A 16,512-nucleotide genomic window follows, 5' to 3' on the forward strand; every position below is an offset into this window, starting at 1 on the left:
TATCGCAGGAATTGACAACATGACAGTTAACCCATGGATGCCACTTTCAGTAAGAAGAAATCAACAATCTGAGTTCAGCTTGGTCGACAATGTGCCTCAGTTTATGAGACATGGTATTAAAGGGTGGATCCAGCAGGCGATAAATGGAGACGATCGACTCGTAGCTCAGATGGCACTTGAACTGCGCATCGATGAACTCAGCGACAACATTGACAATTTCTATCCAGATGACGCAGTTATCGCTTGCATCCAAAGAAGCGGCCCTTGGGATATGTACGATGAGTCATTGGCTCTCGACGTCATGGATTGGCTCCTTGGTCACGGTTGCGGCCACGCACAATCACTTGAACACATCTTAAAGTCTGCTGGCCACGTTCTCCGCGTATCGCCCGACGGCAACCGTCTAGTGGAGCGGATTGATCCCGCGCTCTGGGACGAATATGAGTGGGCAACCCAGCCCGACGACCAGGCATCGCAGTACATGCAAGAAGCATGGTCCCTTGCTTTCGGACGCGAACCAAATTTGAGTGACGCCTGGGGTAGGGCTATCAAGGCCATCGAGACGCTGCTCAAACCGATCGTCTCACCCAAGAACGACAAAGCAACCATTGGGAGTATGGCCAGCGCGCTCCGTCAAGCACCAGACAAGTGGAAGTGCAAACTGCCAGATCGAGAATATAAAGCCAATGGTAAGACAAGGGTCAAGCCTGGCATCGAAGTCTTTATTGACGTAATAGCTACTATCGGTTACCAGCCTGATCGACACGGCGGTGATCAGCAGCAAGACGTCGACGAAAACACTGCGCGCAGCGTTCTGTTATTGGCTACAACTGTTGTTGGTTGGTTGCGAGACGGAGCGCTTGTGCTTGCGGACGAGCCGCTAACGAGTGACAAGTAGACACAATAGTCAATGAGCCATCCGAGAATATAACGCTCCGTGTTGTGTTTTGCGTATGATAAGGAAAGTACCCATTCCAACGACAATCGCGGCTCTCACAGAATGTGACTCAACATGAAAAATAATTGTCAGAATTAGGCGAAAATAATTGACTCACACTCGACAATAGTTTTATACTGAGAGTGTTGCACTCTCCGGTTAGGAGAATAGCATGCGTATTAAGTTTACAAAAGTTCGCACAGCTGAAATAGTTCCCTTGGTGGCGCTCTTTTTTGGAGTCCTGTTTTGCGCTCTATGTATTGGAGTCGACAAAGGAGACCCTAACTTTTGGAGAGCGTTGCTGGCGGCGGTTTGCTGCACGGCAATCGGCGCTACAGTAGTAGCCGGTCTACGCTCCTAGTTAAGAACTTCATCGGAACCAGGTAGGAGAGTGCAACATCTCCTCACGAAAGGTGCATACTCTCCTCTCTTGGGGAATTTTCAATTTCTTCACGTTCATATTTTCTGTTGGCTGCAGCTATTAAGCCCGACATGGCTATCACAATCACCGATACGATAATATACCACCAAAAGCTCTGCGTTGTGTGACCGACTACATAATAGTGTTTGATCGTCTCAAACATCACCATCCAAAAAATCGCACCAAAATACACCGCCAGGAGTGATTTAGGGTTCCTTGCAACGTTGGTTGCAAAAAGTGGATATGCAATGATCACTTGCGAATATGCGCTTTGGAACGGGCCACCCGAGTAAAGAGTGAACCAACATGAAAAAATTATTGAGGTCGTCACCAAAAGAAATACTCGTATTGCGACACCTTTAGGGTAATGGAATTCATTAGTGTGCTGTTCTATCCGAGGAGGTCGCCATTTTTTTATTGGATATCGTTTCCTCGACTCCTTGCCGTTAATGGTTCTACTGAATTCGTCTATGCCGCTATTCCATTTGTTAAATGCAACAGGAATGTACTCAACATACATCGACCCCCAGAATAGCAAATATAAAGCGATCCAAATTACGTAGAACTTGATCGGTGGCATATGATACTTGTCGCCTACAATTAAAAGGAAGGCAGAATACGATAAGATTGTCCCTATAGTGTACCAGCCGACAAGATCCGCCTGCGTTAGAGGGTGTGTCGTTGGGTATTTTAACCCTTTCCCTTTGTCCTCTTCAGAGAAAATGCTTCCGATAACAGCAACTATGGCGTCACACACCCGAGTGATAATCGAACTCATGCGCGAACCAACTTCAAGCAGCGCGCGACATAATCCACCCCCGTGGCGTACACAATGGCGGCAGTGCACACGGTCAGCGCCTGAGACACGGATCCCGTCATGACGTAGGCACACTCCCAGATGAGGATGGCGATGCCGTACGACATGTGCCAGTAGGCCCCGATGATGATGACGCGGTACTTGGCTAGCAGGTAGGAGGAGAAGCCACCCTGTAGCAGGTCGCGCAGGAGCAGCACGCTCCAGGCAGCCCATCCCCCACCGTAGTACAGGCAGGTCAGGAGGATGACGGTGTGGATAGAGACGCGGTCGAGCAGTACATCGCCCAGCCGGCGTGAGGCGGTGTCTTCACCTACCTTGCGGGCGGCCACGCCATCGAAGTAGTCCAGCAGCGCGAAGGCGACGAATGACGTGCAGGCCATGAGCTGCCAGCCCATGTTCAAAGCAGCAATGCCGAAGAGAATGATGGGGATGCGGACGAGCGTGACGGAGAGTGCCGCCATGCGCGCCAGCTGACTTGGCGCAACTTGCTCGGGCGCGATAGTGCTGGCGTATAGGCCCTGGCTGGGCCTGCGCAAGCTGGCCACACTGAAGCGATTGTCGAGAGATGCGAAGATAGCAGACATGATGATCCAATCTCTAGAACTGCTGTGACGACGTCGTGACATGCAGCAACATCGTGCAAAGCGCGGGCGGAAGTGTCTAGCCCCACAATTAATAGGCAACACCCATAAGAAAAGCGACATTGGCGAAGCGGCGCGCGTCAATGGGTGACTTGCTGGATGAAACGCTGAGCGGTGTTGCCGCGCACGCTGAGCGATCGCGCAGATGTGCGCAGCGTCGTATCAATCCACGAAACTGCTTGCTGGTCCATCGAGGATGAGCACAAGCGGCGCTCATGCGGAACTACTGCGGTAGCCGGCAGCCGTAAGAAAAGCGCGCTAGGACGGGCTGGTTGGCGATGTCCGGGGCGACGACGGTGAGGGCGATTCCTGCCTTCTGCCTGGGTAGCGTGCGGGGAAAGCCGCCGCTGTCAGCGAGTGCCTGCTGTTGACGAAGTGCAGGTTGCTCGTGGACCGGCTCCGGCCGCCGACTGCGTGCATCGTTACCAGAGTGCGATGCCGAAGATACGCGGGAGCCCAGAGCTGGCGCGGCTGGGCGGCCTACGATGATGAAGCGCTGCACGAGACCAGACGACAGCGACACCTCATGCAGGCCACCAGTGCCACCGCTGGTCTGCACTCCCCCAAGCGGACAGGATGGTCATGCTGAATACAGCCGCTAACTGGGCCACTATCTTCAGCGCTGTCCCCGTCGCGATCGCAGCCTTGGTCTTTCTCTTTCGGACAGTCCCCAAGGCCGTCAATCAACCCAAGGGGCTCCGGCTTGGCCTTGAGCCGGCTATCGGCAACCCAGGCTGCTGCGTCCACATCACTAACTACGGCCCTATCGAGCACCGCATCAGTCGAGTCGGAGCCATGCCCGCACACCTGCGGCCACGCTGGTCTGTCTGCACCAAACGCATCAATCCCAAGGGCGATCTCCGAAAGTCGCTTGCCGTCTTCACTGTGTGGGCGACAATCGACCAAACTATCGAGCCGGGCCGTCACCTGGCACTGCACGTGCCGCAGCCACTTCCGCTCGATAGAGAACTCCCTGACTATGAACTTGAGAGTCGGCGAGGTATCACCAGGAGGTACTACGAGTGGCTCAAGCAAGAGCAGCCAGGCGGACCACTCCCCCTGGTTCCGTACGTCCTCCTTGGTGACGGCAGCGTTGTGCTTGGCAAGAAGACACGAGTCCAGCCGCCACCACAGTGCCTCGCCCAAGTACCACTGTGCACCTGCGGGCATGCCATCACGCAGCATGCCCTGCGCCAGCGCACGCGACTCGCACCGAGCATGACGATGTATGAGCGGTGTGGGGAGTGCGGGTGCAGAAGATATGCCGCGCGTGAATAGACCGGCTGGACGTTGGAGGTGTTGCACCAACATCGTCGTGCCGTTCTGGATACTCACATCTGCGTCGCCAGATGCTTCTTGACCGTGTCCCGCCCGAAGCCGAGCTCCATCCCGATCTCGATGTAGGTACGCCCCTGAGCGTGGAGCTGCTGAGCACGCTGGAGGTCATCGCTGGTGAAGCGTCGCCTGCGGCGGGGCGGCTGCGTAGCCTGGCGGCAGGTGGCACGGACAGTGGTCTCTGCGACGCCGACCTCCGCAGCGATCTGGCTGACAGCTATGCCCGTGCGGGCCAGATCGACGATCTGCTGCTTCTTGGCTGCGCTGATCGGACGGCAGGTCATGTTACGGATGCCGCGGGCCGTCGGGGTCTCGCTGGCCTGCGCGGTAGGCGCTACGCTAGCCGTGCTCGATTCCTGAACCACCTCACCCGCGATGAGACGCTTGCGGAAGGCGAGTAGGGGCTTCCAGTTGTTTGTGTCAAGCTTGCTGAAGCGCACCACAGCATCGCTATACAAACCCTCACCTCCGGTTCTCGAAACATCGCTGTTCCCTCACGGAACCTTTGCCCTCCCGCTACGGGAAGGGGGACACTGTCCCTGTCCTACCCCCGCGTCAAGGAGACGTCATGAAGATCGCCGCCCGGGCCTCAGCCGCTCAGCCCTTCTATGCGATGAGCATCGGCGAACGCGCTGGAATCCTCCAGGCGGAGGGCCACTCGATCGCCAAGCTCAGTCTGGGCGAGCCCGACTTCGGCGCCCCTCCCGCGGTCCGTGAGGAGATGTGCCGCGTTATGGACGGCCGGCCCCTGCCCTACTCCCCCGCCCTGGGCCTGCTCGCACTGCGTGAGGCCATCGCGGGCTTCTACCGGGACAGGCACGGCGTCGAGGTCGATCCTGCCCGGATCGTCGTCACCACCGGCGCGTCCTCGGCGCTCCTGCTGGTGGCCGCTGCTACCACCCAGTCCGGTGACGACGTCGTCATCGCCGATCCGTCCTACCCCTGCAACCGGCAGCTGGTGGAGACCTACGGCGGTCGGATCGTTCTGGCGCCCACCAGTCCTGCCAGCCGCTACCAGATGGACCGGGCCGCAGCCGAGGCGGCGTGGACTCCTCAGACGAGCGCGGTCATGCTGGCGACCCCCTCCAACCCCACGGGCACGTCGATCCCCTTCGAGGAGCTGGAGTCGATCTGTGCACTGGCACGCGAACGCAGCGCCTGGCGGATCGTCGACGAGATCTATCTGGGCCTGGCCGATCCGGGCGAGGACGGCGCACCCGCCCGCACCGTCCTGGAGACCGACTCCGAGGCCATCGTCATCAACTCCTTCTCCAAGTACTTCGGGATGACGGGATGGCGACTGGGCTGGACGATTCTTCCCGAGCAGCTGGTGGCCTCCGTCGAGAACCTGGCGGTCAACTACTTCCTGTGCGCTTCGACGCCCATTCAGCAGGCCGCGCTGGCGGTCTTCTCCCCCGAATCCATCTCCGTGTGCGAGCAGCGCCGCCACGAGCTCCTCGCCCGCAGGAGCATCGTGCTCGATGGGCTGGAACACATCGGCCTTCCAGTCCCAGTCCTGCCCGACGGCGCCTTCTATGTCTACTTCGACGTCTCCTCCACAGGGCTCGACGCCCAGACCTTCTGTCACCGTGCACTTGAGGAGGCGCATGTGGCCCTCACTCCAGGGCAGGACTTCTCCACGACCACGGCCCACTCCCACGTGCGACTGTCCTATGCCGCCTCCCGCGACGAGCTGCACGAGGGAATGAAACGCCTCGAAACTTTCATCAACAACCTGTAAATAAACAGGCATTCAACTCAATAATCCGATGTCGAGCCATGTGCATCAATGTGGCACTCACCTGTTCACATGTTGCACAATTCTCGTCATGTCCGTGCAGACCCTGCTTCTCTCCGCCGCTTTGGCGGTTTTTGGAGTGATCGCCACCATCGAGATCTCCAAAACAATCCATCAAAAAATGCGCTTGCGCCGCGATAAGGCCGCCTCGGCCCCGCACCGGGGTGAGGAGTCCACATGGAATGAGCTCACTGAGCACCATCGGCCTGTCAGGGTCTCCGCGCCCGATGAGTTCACCGCCGGCCCACATGAACGACTACTGGCGATCTGCGCGCCGTACTCCCTGTGCCGCCGGGACCCGTGGGACCGTCTCACCTGCTCTGATCTTGACGGTACGCGCACCATGCTCTCCCTCGACTGGGGAGTGTGCTCCCGCGCCGACCTCCTCTCCCGGGTTCACTGGCTCATCACCTCCGGCCACCGCTCTGGCTTCGAAGCGGAGCGCGCCCGCTGGGTCGACACCTCGCTGGCGGAGGCTGAACGCCACGAGCTGCGAGAGTCTGCCGAGTCATCCTCAGACGCAGCCGAGACACTGTGGCGCCTTGAGCGCATGCTCAACAACGATCGGGACATCCGCAACGTGGACTTCTCCGCCTGGGACCTGGTCCGTGCCGCCATGCTGACGCGCTGCGGACTCGCGCTGGGCTGGCTGACCGAGGAGGAGACCTGGGACACGCTCTCTATCCTGGATCGCGGCCTGCGGGAGCGTTATCGGAGCTGGACGCAGGTGTCGGAGTCGTTCCGGCTGGCACGCTGGTACTGGAACTCCACGAGCGGCAAGGACGAGCACTTCAACGACCTGCACGACCTCAACCGCTCGCTGGTTCTCCTCAGCCCCGACGGGCCATGGGGGCTTATCGACTGGAACGTTGAGACTCCCGAGCCCTCGTTCCTGATCCTCGACGACCTCCTCGACGCCGGCGTGGCCGCACCACTGAGTGCGGGTGATCGGAAGCGCGCAACGCACTGGGAGCGCTGGATTGACGATCAGGTCATTGCCCGCGGACAGCACCGCCCCCAGCACTTCGGCACCCACGCCGACCAGCACCACCGCTTCGCCAAGCGCGCCTGAGGAATCGCGTCAACGGCGGCACTGCACCGAGACGCCGGACTGTGCCCGCCTATCACCATGACGACGGCTCGGCGCGGGCAGCCAGGTCCGGGCTGGGACTATCCGTGCTTGTCCACCATCATCTCTGCTGCTTTGACGGCCCGGCGACGACGTGTCTCGGCGCGCTTCGCCTCACCGATCCATCGCAGGTACTCGTTACGGTGCGATGGGGGTAGAGCCTCGAATATCCTCTCCGCCGCCTCATTCTCCGACAGCGCCTCGGACAGCTCCGCCGGCATGCCCGTCTGCTCGTCACTCATTGCCTCTCCTCTGGCCGATTGACAGAACTATCGCACGGATAAGGGGTCAGCTAGGGAGCTTGCAGTAGGCATCTTTACCTCCGTCGTAGACGCAAGCGCAGGCGCCGCGGCTCGCGCAACTAGCATCGACGTATGCAGGCCAATCCGTACGTGCCCTTCCTACCGCGCCACCACCAGCACGCGGCCTCGCTGGCGCCTCAGTCGACGTGGTGGCGGTGGCACGGCCATCGTGTGCACATTGCGCGCGCTCCCGAACCGGGGGCGCCAGCCCGGGTGCTGCTCGTCCACGGGGCGGGCGGGCACAGCGGGGCGCTGTGGCCCATCGCCGCGCTGGTGGCCTCACGCGGCATTGACATCAGTGCCGTCGACCTGCCTCTGTACGGACGCACGAGGTCACCGGATCCTGCAGCCGTGCGTTACGACACCTGGGTCGATCTCCTCATCGACCTCGTTGAGGCCGAGCGCGACCACCGCCCCCTGGTGATTCTGGGCGCTAGCATCGGTGGCCTTCTCGCCTATGAGGTGGCTGCCCGTTCGCCGCATGTTGCGGCGGTGGCGGCCACGTGTCTGCTCGACCCGGGCAACTGGCGCGCCCGAGCGCATATGACGCGTGCAGGAGCACTAGGCGTCCTGGGCGGGCCATTGTCGGTGCTCGCCCGAAGAGGGCTGGCACGCACCATGGTCTCGATGAGCGCTGTGGCGAATCTGCGGAGGATGAGCCGCGATCGCGCACTGTCTCGTCTGTGCTCTATCGATCCGCGTGGGGGCGCCGCCAGAGTCCCCTTGGGGTTTCTCGCCTCCTACCTGCGGTTCACACACACCCCGCCCGAGCGCAACCGCACGCCGGTGACGCTGCTGCACCCAGGTCGGGACGCGTGGACACCAGTCGAGCTCAGCACCCGAGTTCTGTCGCGAGCAGCGGGTCCGGCCGACCTGGTGATCCTGCGCGAGTGCGGCCACTTCCCCGTCGAGGACCCGGGAATCACGGAACTCGTCGACGCCGTCGCCGGCCTGGCTCGACGCCTCGGCTCGCAGAGTGAAGCCTGAGGTAGTGCGGGCACGCCGGCGCCCAGCCACACGCATGGTGGACCCGGCCGGACTCGAACCGACGACCGACGCGGTGTAAACGCGTTGCTCTACCAACTGAGCTACAGGTCCAGGTGCAGTGGCGGCCGGGAGCACGTTGCCCGAGCTCCCAGTGCCTGCACACACAACGGACGACGGAAGCCGCCTCCGCCGGAGACTCTACCGCCCTCACCGGACGGGCCACCACTCGTCCCGGCTCATCTCAGCCGCTGAGTGCGCAGCATGCCGCGATGCGATCGGGTCGCCTCAGCGTCCTCGGCTGGAGACCCTGATGCCACTCCAGTGCTGTCCCATGGAAGCGGCGGAGGTCGCATGCATGCCTGCCGTCTGGGCAGCTTCCTCCACCTCAGCGGCCGGGACGGCGCCGGTGGTGCGCGCCTTGGGCGTCAGCACCCAGATGAGTCCTGCACCGTCAAGGTTGGCCTGAGCGTCCACGAGGAGATCGGTGAGGTCGTCGACGTCGCCGTCCTCGTCGCGCCACCACACGATGGCCGAGTCGGCCACGTCCTCATAGTCCTCGTCCACCAGAGTGGTTCCGGTCTCGGCCTCGACGGCCTGCCGCAAGGTCTCGTCGACGTCGTCGTCGTAGCCGAACTCCTGAATGATGAGACCGGAGGCGAAGCCGAAAGCCCCACCCGCTGTACTCGCCACGTCTTTACACCGTCCTTCTGGGCCCAGCCCGTCTACCGCCCGCCCGTTGCTGGGCGATGGGTACTAGCCCACCGCACCCGGCACCAGCCGCGCAAGTGAACACGCACGTCAGGTTACCTTGGACTTTCCTTTGAAGGTCGGTTCCGGTGCGGTCGCGATCTCGAGGCTCCGCTCCCTCTGCCCCAGGAACTGAAATCAACCCATCATTATGTGAGCCACATCATACGTGAGGTAGGACTTTCCTCCCGTTGGGTGCAGCGTTCGCGCCGTTGCAGGTCGTAGATTAGGGCCGTCATCCACAGTGGCCTGACTTCAGGCGCACGCCGACGCCGCCTTCGGCGCCACGGCACGCAATGAGGCTCAGGCCGACCGCACAGACGCGAGGAAAGAGGATTCCGTGAGCCCCACCAGTGACTCCACGCCGCTCATTGACGGCCTCCTGACGAAGGTGACCGACAACGACCCAGAGGAGACCAAGGAGTGGCACGAGTCCCTCGATGCCCTCATCGCGGACAAGGGCGCCAAGCGTGCGCGCTACATCCTGCTGAGCATGCTGGCTCAGGCCCGACAGAAGAACGTCACGGTCCCCACCGAGACGACGACGCCGTACATCAACACCATCGACGTCGCCAACGAGCCCTACTTCCCCGGCGACGAGAGCGCCGAGCGCACCTACCGGCGCTGGCTGCGCTGGAACGCCGCCGTCATGGTCACCCGCGCCCAGCGCCCCGGGGTCGGGGTCGGCGGACACATCTCCTCCTACGCCTCGACCGCGACCCTCTACGAGGTCGGCTTCAACCACTTCTTCCGCGGCAAGGACCACCCGGGCGGCGGCGACCACATCTTCTTCCAGGGCCACGCCTCACCGGGAAACTACGCCCGCGCCTTCATCGAGGGCCGTCTGACTGAGGCCGACCTGGACGGCTTCCGCCAGGAGGAGTCGCGCCCGGCCGGTGGCCGCGGTCTGCCCTCCTACCCCCACCCGCGCCGCATGGAGGACTTCTGGGAGTACCCCACCGTCTCCATGGGTCTTGGCCCGTCCGAGGCGATCTACCAGGCCTGGTTCGACAAGTACCTCCAGGGCGCCGGCATCAAGGACACCTCTCAGCAGCACACCTGGGCCTTCCTGGGTGACGGTGAGATGGACGAGCCCGAGTCGCGCGGCATGCTGCAGCTGGCCGCCAACCAGCAACTGGACAACCTCACCTTCGTCATCAACTGCAACCTGCAGCGCCTCGACGGCCCGGTGCGCGGAAACGGCAAGATCATCCAGGAGCTCGAGGCCTTCTTCAAGGGCGCGGGCTGGAACGTCATCAAGGTGATCTGGGGCCGTGGCTGGGACCAGCTCCTCGCCGCGGACAAGGACCACGCCCTCGAGCACCTCATGATGGAGACCCTCGACGGCGACTACCAGACCTTCAAGGCCAACGACGGCGCCTACATCCGTGAGCACTTCTTCGGCCGCGACCCGCGCACCGCCGAGCTCGTCAAGGACTGGACCGACGACGAGATCTGGGCCCTGCAGCGCGGCGGCAACGACTACCGCAAGATGTACGCCGCCTACAAGGCGGCCACGGAGCACAAGGGCCAGCCCACTGTCATCCTGGCGCACACGGTCAAGGGCTACCTCTTGGGCGGCCACTTCGCAGGCCGTAACGCCACTCACCAGATGAAGAAGCTGACGCTGGACGACCTCAAGGCCCTGCGCGACCGGCTCCACATCCCGATCACCGACGAGCAGCTCGAGGCCAACCCGAAGATGCCGCCGTACTACCGGCCGGCCGCAGACGACCCCTCGCTGCTCTACATGCTGGACCGGCGCCGCCAGCTCGGCGGCTTCATCCCCGAGCGCCGCGATGCCGGTGTCGAGCTCGAGCTGCCCGGTGACAAGACCTACGACATCCTCAAGGGCGGCTCGGGCAAGCAGGAGGTCGCCTCCACGATGGCCTTCGTACGTCTGCTCAAGGAGCTCATCAAGGACAAGGGCATCGGCCGTCGCATCGTCCCGATCGTTCCGGACGAGTCGCGCACCTTCGGGCTGGAGTCACTCTTCCCCACGAAGAAGATCTTCAACACCCAGGGTCAGAACTACACACCGGTCGACGCCGACATGATGCTGTCCTACCGGGAGTCCGCCTCCGGTCAGCTCATGCACACGGGCATCAACGAAGCCGGTTCGACCTCCCTGTTCCAGGTGGCCGGTACGAGCTACGCCACCCACGGCGAGCCCATGATCCCGGTCTACATCTTCTACTCGATGTTCGGCTTCCAGCGCACCGGCGACCAGTTCTGGGCTGCCGGCGACCAGCTGACCCGCGGCTTCATCATTGGGGCCACCGCCGGGCGCACCACCCTGACCGGTGAGGGCACCCAGCACATGGACGGTCACTCCCCTGTCATCGCAGCCACCAACGACGCCGTCGTCAGCTACGACCCGGCCTATGCCTACGAGATCCGACACATCGTGCGCGACGCCCTGGAGCGCTGGTACGGCCCGGACTCGGGTCGCAACCGCGACGTCATGTACTACTTGACCGTCTACAACGAGCCGATTCACCAGCCCGCTGAGCCCGAAGGCGTCGACGTCGAGGGAATCCTGCGTGGTATTCACCGCATCAGCACGGCTCCTGACGGCGAGGGCCCTGAGGTCCAGCTCCTGGCCTCCGGCGTCGGAGTGCCCTGGATCGAGGAGGCTCGCCGCATCCTGGCCGAGGACTGGGGCGTGCGCGCCGCCACCTGGTCCGTCACCAGCTGGAACGAGCTGCGGCGCCAGGCCCTGGAGGTGGAGAAGGCCAACTTCCTGGCCCCCGACGCCGAGCAGCAGGTCCCCTACCTGACGCAGAAGCTCTCCGAGGCCACTGGTCCCTTCATCGCCACCAGCGACTACGACCACCTGGTCCCCGACCAGATCCGCGCCTGGGTGCCCGGTGACTACTACACCCTGGGCGCTGACGGCTTCGGATTCTCCGACACCCGGGCCGCCGCCAGACGCCACTACCTCATTGACGCCCAGTCGGTGGTGGTGCGTGCCCTCCAGGCTCTGGTGGAGCAGGGGCGCCTCGACCGCTCCGTCCTGGCCCAGGCCGTTGCCCGCTATGACTTGACCAACGTCAACGCAGGCACCTCCGGGTCCCAGGGAGGGGAGTCCTGATCCGCTCCGTGCGGCTATAGTTGGACGCACTGACCAATTGTGGTGCCGGTGGAGCGCGGTCTTCCGTGTTCCACCGGCACCACCATGTCTGCCGAATGAGGTCCTCCCGTGTCCCGCTCCCAGCTCCTGCGCTCGACCGCCTTCATGGCCGCGTGCCTGCTGACCCTGTCCGGTTGCTCAGTCGGCTGGACCGGCGCCAGGGGGACGTCGTCGGCACCTCCGGACCAGGCTCAGGACGCCGCCCCGGAGGGCGCGGAGGAGCCCACCGGGAAGCTGGAGGACCCCAGCCCCATGGATCCGTTGGAGTACGGCAACTGCACGTCCTCTGACATCCAGGAGTACGACGACGAGCTGATCAACAACGACGCGGAGGACACCCGCGCCCAGGCGGAGGCCCAGGTCACCAAGGTCATACCGGCCTCCGAGCAGGTCAGCGTCACCGCTAACGAGCTCTCCACCGATCAGGTGGTCAAGGTCTCGGCAGGTGCTCGAGACGTAACAATCACCGCACAAAGTCTTGTGGTCGTCATCGAAGGGGAGATCGAGTCACTGACCGTCAACGGCTTCGACAACACGGTCTGGATCGGAGCCTCCAATAAAGTCACGTTCGGCTCGAACGACGGCGACAGCCAGAATTACGTCTTCTGGCACTCCAGGCCTCCCCAGGCGAAGGTGGATCCGCAAGGTCTCAACATCATCGGCAAGGATGTTCACGCCCCTGTCGTCCGTTCCTGCCGATCCTTCTCATGATGCCTTGGGAGACAGAGCCGGAAGCAGCCCTCCGATGTCGGTGAGGCAGTGCGACAAGCCGCCGACTGCCCGCCGACCTTCGGAAGGCCGATTCCCCTTACTCCTCCGCGCCAGGCGCCGCGGACACAACCGGCGGAGTTGACGGATCGGATCCTGAGTAGACGTTCAAGTCGCGGAAATGGGGACGCAGAAGGTTCTCGGGGCTGAGAATCTCATCAAGAACAGACTCATCGAGCAGCCCCATCTCCAGAACCACCTCGCGCACGCTGCGTCCCGAACGGGCGCATTCACGGCCCACCAGGTCGCCGTTGTGATGACCGATCACCGGGTTGAGGTAGGTAACGATTCCAATCGAGTCCAGCACATTGCGGCGACACACCTCCTCGTTGGCCTCAATCCCCACGACGCACAGCTCCCGCAGGGTCGACATCCCGCGGGTGAGCAGATTGATCGACTCGAAAATCGCCTGGGCGATCACCGGTTCCATGACGTTGAGCTGGAGCTGTCCCGCCTCAGCGGCGAAGGTCAGCGCCACATCGTTCCCCATGACCTTGAAGCAGACCTGGTTGACCACCTCGGGGATCACCGGATTGACCTTGGCCGGCATGATGGAGGAACCGGCCTGGCGTTCAGGCAACCTGATCTCCCCCAGCCCCGCACGAGGCCCGGAGGACAGCAGGCGCAAGTCGTTGCAGATCTTGGACAGCTTCACCGCCAGGCGCTTGATCGCCGCATGCATCGAGACGTAGGCACCCGTGTCACTCGTGGCTTCCAGCAGGTCATGCGCTCCTCGAATGTCCAGACCGGTGATCTCCCGCAGACGCCCGACAACAGTGCGCTGATAGTCCGGAGGCGTGTTGAGCCCCGTGCCGATCGCCGTGGCCCCAAGGTTCACCTCCAGAAGCAGGGCGGCATTGTTGTGAAGCCGACTGACCTCCTCCTCCAGCAGAACGGCGAAGGCCTCGAACTCCTGCCCCAGGCTCATCGGAACAGCATCCTGAAGCTGAGTGCGCCCCATCTTCAGAACATGGACGAGCTCGGCCCCCTTGGCTCGCATCGCGGCAATGAGTCGCTCGAGCTCCTCGATGAGCGAACCGACAAGGGTGAACAGCCCCAAGCGGAATCCGGTCGGGTAAGCGTCGTTCGTCGACTGGGACTTGTTGACATGATCGTTGGGGTTGATGATGTCATAACGGCCCTTGGCATATCCCAGGTACTCCAGCGCGAGGTTGGCGATCACCTCGTTGGTATTCATATTGACGCTGGTCCCAGCACCCCCCTGGAACTGGTCGACCGGGAACTGATCGAGGCAACGCTCGGCGACCAGCACCTGGTCACACGCCCACACAATCGCACCAGCGACCTCCGGGTCAAGAGCCCCCAGATCACTGTTCGCTAACGCTGACGCCTTCTTCACCTGCACCATGCCGCGAACAAAGGCCTCTTCGTCACCAACCACCGATCCAGAGATCTGGAAGTTCTCCATCGCACGTAGCGTATGGATTCCCCAATAGGCTTCCAATGGAACTTCCCGTGCACCAAGAAGATCTTCCTCTGCGCGGGTTGCCTTCGTCATCCTGAGCCTCCGAGTTATCTAGCTAGGCACCTGCTTGCGCGCATCCATGCTGACATACGACACGCACGTTCAGGTCATTGCAGATTCACATACCATGGCTTCCACAATGGTTACGCTATTGTAACCTGCCTAATCCGCTCCGCCTCGACGACACACCACCCTCAGTTATCCCCGTATTTTCAAGACAAACTCGTGTTGGATCACACGCCGCGCCAATCGAGAACCTACTGTCCTCAGGATATTCCAGTCGGTAGCATCCACAGCATGGATGAGTTGAGCGCTCCGGGAGTGTCTGCACTGCGACAGGCGCAGGACACAATTATTGAACACTCACTGGACCGCATCAGTTCGGCCCACGATTTCTACCGAACCCTACCGGAAGGATCGCGCGACCAGATCGCGGCGGTCGCCCGCCTGGGCGTCACCATGTTCGTCGACTCGGCGGAGAACCCCTCGACCCCGCTGACCCCCTCACAGATCTTCTCCGTGGCGCCTGCGGCCCTGACCGGCGTCATCACGCTGGAGCAGACCTTGGCTCTGGTGCGCACCGTCCTCGACGTCGTTGTTGACGAGGCTCCTCGAGCCGTGCCCGAGGAGGACCATGACACCGTCCGCATCCTCGTCCTGACCTTCGGGCGTGACGTCGGCTTCGCCGCGGCCGAGGTGTACGCCCGGGCGGCCGAGGCCCGCGGCGCCTGGGACGCACGGTTGGAGTCCGTGGCGGTCGATGCGATGCTTCACGACGCCCCCGAGGACGCCGCGACCCGAGCCGGAACCGCCGGCTGGAACGGGACCGGGCCGGTGGCGGCCATCGCCGCCAAGACCACTCTCGATGCGCTCGGCGTCTCCAGGCTGCGCCACGAGTGCCGCAACCTGGCCAGCGACTGTCTGGTATCGGTACGCGGCGACTCCGTCCTCATCGTCCTGGGTGACAGCCAGGCGGCTCACGCTCCGACATCCAAGCACTCCGGTCGGGAGGCCACCCCTGAGCAGCTGGTGGACCAGGCGGCCATGCAGGTGGCCGGCGGCCTGGGCGGGTCGGCCGTCGTCGGCCCGGTGGTTCCAGGGATCTCGCACGCGGGTCGTTCGCTGCGCTCGGCCCTGGCCGGGCTACGAGCCCTGCCCGGCTGGGCCGAGGCTCCCAACCCGGTCCACGCCGACGACCTCCTTCCTGAGCGCCTTCTGGCCGGCGATGAGCTCGCCTGCGAGCAGATCCTCAACCTGGTGCACGCCCCTCTGCACGAGATGGGCGACCCCTTCGAGAGCACGGTGGCAACCTACCTGGCCCTGGGCGGCAGCCTGGAGGCCACCGCCCGGAACCTGTTCGTGCACGCCAACACCGTGCGATACCGCCTGGGCCGGGTCAGCGAGCAGGTCGGCTGGGACGCGACGAACGCCCGTGACGGCCTCATGCTGCACATGGCGATCATCGTGGGCCGACTCGCTGTCAGCCGAGAGGCCTGACGTACCGCGCGCCTGCTACGCACCCACATCCACTCCTGCACGACCGGCCCCGTCCATCACCTTCGGACGGGGCCGGTCGTGGCGCTTTGACCGCGCCCCGTCCGCAGGCCGACGCCGGCGGCGCACCGATTCAGGAACACCCCTTCTCATCTGGGACAATGGTCTGACCTGCGGCGCAGCCGCCGGCGAAGCACAACCATCATCGAGTCACAGCGCCGCTACGGAACCTGAATGCTCCGTCGCGGCACCAGAAGGAGCCACCATGGCTGAGCAGAGCAAGGACGACGTCCTGTCCGTCATCACTCAGATCGTCAGCGAGGAGTCCGGCGTCGCCGCCAAGGACATCACTCGGGAGACCACCTTCGCTCAGGACCTCGACGTCGACTCACTGGGTCTGCTGACCATCGCCACCCAGGTCGAGGAGCGTTTCGGCGTGGCCCTGGACGACTCCCTCATCCCGACCCTGCCCACTGTTGGAGCGCTGGTCGACCTGGTGATCTCCAAGAAGGCCTGA

The 16,512-nt window shown here is 62.7% G+C and carries 14 protein-coding genes and 1 tRNA gene; 8 read left to right on the plus strand and 7 right to left on the minus strand.

What is annotated here, in order from left to right:
* Window positions 1–19: 19 nt before the first annotated feature.
* Window positions 20–898: a hypothetical protein gene (locus HW274_RS07325; RefSeq protein WP_185988503.1), complete on the plus strand. Its 879-nt coding sequence runs from the start codon at window positions 20–22 to the stop codon at window positions 896–898.
* Between the two features lie 443 nt (window positions 899–1,341).
* Here HW274_RS07325 and HW274_RS07330 read toward each other — a convergent pair whose 3' ends face one another.
* The 3 genes from HW274_RS07330 to HW274_RS12805 all read right to left on the minus strand — a co-directional run bounded on the left by HW274_RS07330 (window position 1,342) and on the right by HW274_RS12805 (window position 4,609).
* Window positions 1,342–2,136 carry a hypothetical protein gene (locus HW274_RS07330; protein ID WP_185988504.1) on the minus strand — a complete coding sequence of 265 codons (795 nt, stop codon included), beginning with the start codon at window positions 2,134–2,136 and terminating at the stop codon, window positions 1,342–1,344.
* Window positions 2,133–2,759, minus strand: coding sequence for a CDP-alcohol phosphatidyltransferase family protein (locus HW274_RS07335; RefSeq protein ID WP_185988505.1), 627 nt, complete (start codon window positions 2,757–2,759; stop codon window positions 2,133–2,135). The genes HW274_RS07330 and HW274_RS07335 overlap by 4 nt, the downstream gene beginning before the upstream one ends.
* A gap of 1,388 nt (window positions 2,760–4,147) precedes the next feature.
* Window positions 4,148–4,609 (minus strand): DNA-binding protein, encoded by a 462-nt coding sequence (locus HW274_RS12805; RefSeq protein ID WP_260679019.1) that lies wholly within the window; start codon window positions 4,607–4,609, stop codon window positions 4,148–4,150.
* Between the two features lie 110 nt (window positions 4,610–4,719).
* On the opposite strand from HW274_RS12805, the gene HW274_RS07345 reads away from it, so the two are divergent.
* Window positions 4,720–5,892 (plus strand): aminotransferase class I/II-fold pyridoxal phosphate-dependent enzyme, encoded by a 1,173-nt coding sequence (locus HW274_RS07345; RefSeq protein ID WP_185988506.1) that lies wholly within the window; start codon window positions 4,720–4,722, stop codon window positions 5,890–5,892.
* 88 nt (window positions 5,893–5,980) lie between these two features.
* Window positions 5,981–7,021 (plus strand): DUF1266 domain-containing protein, encoded by a 1,041-nt coding sequence (locus HW274_RS07350; RefSeq protein ID WP_075254674.1) that lies wholly within the window; start codon window positions 5,981–5,983, stop codon window positions 7,019–7,021.
* Between the two features lie 98 nt (window positions 7,022–7,119).
* On the opposite strand, the gene HW274_RS07355 is transcribed toward HW274_RS07350, so the two are convergent.
* Window positions 7,120–7,320 (minus strand): YdeI/OmpD-associated family protein, encoded by a 201-nt coding sequence (locus HW274_RS07355; protein ID WP_075254675.1) that lies wholly within the window; start codon window positions 7,318–7,320, stop codon window positions 7,120–7,122.
* Between the two features lie 132 nt (window positions 7,321–7,452).
* Here HW274_RS07355 and HW274_RS07360 point away from each other — a divergent pair, with 132 nt between their 5' ends.
* Window positions 7,453–8,367 (plus strand): alpha/beta hydrolase, encoded by a 915-nt coding sequence (locus tag HW274_RS07360; RefSeq protein WP_185988507.1) that lies wholly within the window; start codon window positions 7,453–7,455, stop codon window positions 8,365–8,367.
* A gap of 35 nt (window positions 8,368–8,402) precedes the next feature.
* Here HW274_RS07360 and HW274_RS07365 read toward each other — a convergent pair.
* Together HW274_RS07365 and HW274_RS07370 are read right to left on the minus strand one after the other, a co-directional pair.
* Window positions 8,403–8,478, minus strand: a tRNA-Val gene (locus HW274_RS07365).
* A gap of 174 nt (window positions 8,479–8,652) precedes the next feature.
* Window positions 8,653–9,057, minus strand: coding sequence for a DUF3052 domain-containing protein (locus tag HW274_RS07370; protein ID WP_075254677.1), 405 nt, complete (start codon window positions 9,055–9,057; stop codon window positions 8,653–8,655).
* A 397-nt stretch (window positions 9,058–9,454) separates the two neighbouring features.
* Between HW274_RS07370 and aceE the strand changes: the two genes are divergently transcribed.
* Both aceE and HW274_RS07380 read left to right on the plus strand, forming a co-directional pair.
* Window positions 9,455–12,208, plus strand: a complete 2,754-nt coding sequence (gene aceE, locus HW274_RS07375; protein WP_075254678.1) for a pyruvate dehydrogenase (acetyl-transferring), homodimeric type — start codon at window positions 9,455–9,457, stop codon at window positions 12,206–12,208.
* A gap of 108 nt (window positions 12,209–12,316) precedes the next feature.
* Window positions 12,317–12,958 (plus strand): DUF3060 domain-containing protein, encoded by a 642-nt coding sequence (locus HW274_RS07380; protein WP_185988508.1) that lies wholly within the window; start codon window positions 12,317–12,319, stop codon window positions 12,956–12,958.
* Window positions 12,959–13,055: 97 nt separating this feature from the next.
* Here HW274_RS07380 and aspA read toward each other — a convergent pair whose 3' ends face one another.
* Window positions 13,056–14,534 (minus strand): aspartate ammonia-lyase, encoded by a 1,479-nt coding sequence (gene aspA / locus HW274_RS07385; RefSeq protein WP_185988509.1) that lies wholly within the window; start codon window positions 14,532–14,534, stop codon window positions 13,056–13,058.
* 264 nt (window positions 14,535–14,798) lie between these two features.
* Between aspA and HW274_RS07390 the strand changes: the two genes are divergently transcribed.
* Together HW274_RS07390 and HW274_RS07395 are read left to right on the plus strand one after the other, a co-directional pair.
* Window positions 14,799–15,998: a CdaR family transcriptional regulator gene (locus HW274_RS07390; protein WP_178385026.1), complete on the plus strand. Its 1,200-nt coding sequence runs from the start codon at window positions 14,799–14,801 to the stop codon at window positions 15,996–15,998.
* A gap of 262 nt (window positions 15,999–16,260) precedes the next feature.
* On the plus strand, window positions 16,261–16,512 hold the full coding sequence (locus tag HW274_RS07395) for an acyl carrier protein (protein ID WP_075254682.1): 252 nt from the start codon (window positions 16,261–16,263) through the stop codon (window positions 16,510–16,512).

The sequence above is a fragment of the Actinomyces sp. oral taxon 169 genome, from assembly GCF_013394715.1.
GTDB lineage: Bacteria > Actinomycetota > Actinomycetes > Actinomycetales > Actinomycetaceae > Actinomyces.

Bases quoted from the DNA above. Each gene is read 5' to 3' on its own strand.
- HW274_RS07360 (WP_185988507.1), top strand. From the start codon at position 7,453: ATGCAGGCCAATCCGTACGTGCCCTTCCTACCGCGCCACCACCAGCAC.
- HW274_RS07325 (WP_185988503.1), top strand. From the start codon at position 20: ATGACAGTTAACCCATGGATGCCACTTTCAGTAAGAAGAAATCAACAA.
- HW274_RS07350 (WP_075254674.1), top strand. From the start codon at position 5,981: ATGTCCGTGCAGACCCTGCTTCTCTCCGCCGCTTTGGCGGTTTTTGGA.
- HW274_RS07330 (WP_185988504.1), bottom strand. From the start codon at position 2,136: ATGAGTTCGATTATCACTCGGGTGTGTGACGCCATAGTTGCTGTTATC.
- HW274_RS07335 (WP_185988505.1), bottom strand. From the start codon at position 2,759: ATGTCTGCTATCTTCGCATCTCTCGACAATCGCTTCAGTGTGGCCAGC.
- HW274_RS07345 (WP_185988506.1), top strand. From the start codon at position 4,720: ATGAAGATCGCCGCCCGGGCCTCAGCCGCTCAGCCCTTCTATGCGATG.
- HW274_RS07390 (WP_178385026.1), top strand. From the start codon at position 14,799: ATGGATGAGTTGAGCGCTCCGGGAGTGTCTGCACTGCGACAGGCGCAG.
- HW274_RS07355 (WP_075254675.1), bottom strand. From the start codon at position 7,320: ATGAGTGACGAGCAGACGGGCATGCCGGCGGAGCTGTCCGAGGCGCTG.
- HW274_RS07395 (WP_075254682.1), top strand. From the start codon at position 16,261: ATGGCTGAGCAGAGCAAGGACGACGTCCTGTCCGTCATCACTCAGATC.
- aspA (WP_185988509.1), bottom strand. From the start codon at position 14,534: ATGACGAAGGCAACCCGCGCAGAGGAAGATCTTCTTGGTGCACGGGAA.